General features: G+C 66.9%; 1 rRNA gene and 1 pseudogene. Both read right to left on the reverse strand.

What is annotated here, in order from left to right:
* Positions 1–528: pseudogene (locus ACWCRA_RS06675) on the reverse strand (hypothetical protein); the annotation flags it as partial.
* A 365-nt stretch (positions 529–893) separates the two neighbouring features.
* Positions 894–1,010 (reverse strand): 5S ribosomal RNA (gene rrf / locus ACWCRA_RS06680).
* Positions 1,011–1,188 lie beyond the last annotated feature (178 nt).

The following is a 1,188-nucleotide window of genomic DNA, read 5'->3' on the forward strand; positions in this document are numbered from 1 at the left end:
GCCACGGAACCCACCACCGGCGGGACGGTCATCACGACGAGGCGCACGGTCACGATCACGGTCGTCACGACGGAACCCACCGGTGCTCGGACGGTCATCGCGGCGGCCGTAGCCACCGCCACCGGTCGGGCGGTCATCACGACGGAACCCACCACCGGCGGGACGGTCGTCACGACGGCCATAGCCACCGCCACCCCCACCAGTACTCGGCCGGCCGCCCCGGTCGTCGCGCGAGCCGCGGTATCCACCGCGGTCGTCGTCGCGGCGGAACGACGGACGGTCGTCACGGCGATCGTCACGGCCGCCGCCACTGGGGCGGTCGTCACGGCGGAACGACGGACGCTCATCACGACGGTCGTCACGACGGTCGTTGCCACGGAAGCCGCCACCGGTGGGCCGGTCGTCACGACGGAACCCACCGGTGCTCGGCCGGTCATCGCGGCGGCCGTAGCCACCGCCACCGGTCGGGCGGTCATCACGACGGAACCCACCACCGGCGGGACGGTCGTCACGACGGCCATAGCCACCGCCACCCCCACCAGTACTCGGCCGACCACCACCACCGGCACCGCCGGTGCCGCCGGGACGGCCCCCACGGTCATCACGGGAGCCGCGGTATCCACCACGGTCACGGTCGTTGTCACGACGAGGCCCACGGTCACGATCGTCGCGGCCACCGCGGAATCCGCCCCGGTCGCCGCCGTCCTTGCGGCGCGGCTCGCGCTCCGGACGGTCGTCGGGAGAGTTGGTGGGCATCGGTGTGACTCCTGTCTTCGGGTACTGCAATCATTCTCACGCAGCCGGCCCCCGGCCGCGCTTCGGCATACATACGGGAAAAACAAAAAAGGACCCTTGGTCCAGCGTGAACGCTGGACCAAGGGTCCCTAAATATTGTTCGGCGGTGTCCTACTCTCCCACAGGGTCCCCCCTGCAGTACCATCGGCGCTGAAAGGCTTAGCTTCCGGGTTCGGAATGTAACCGGGCGTTTCCCTTACGCTATGACCACCGAAACCCTATCGGTTTCGAGCGAACAAGCACACTCTTTAGTTAGATAGCTCTACTGAAACCGGCAACTGTTCGTTGCTTCAGAACTAACACAGTGGACGCGAGCAACTGAGGACAAGCCCTCGGCCTATTAGTACCGGTCACCTCCACACCTCACGGTGCTTCCAGATCCGGCCTATCAAC

It is taken from the genome of Streptomyces sp. NPDC001889 (assembly GCF_053594535.1).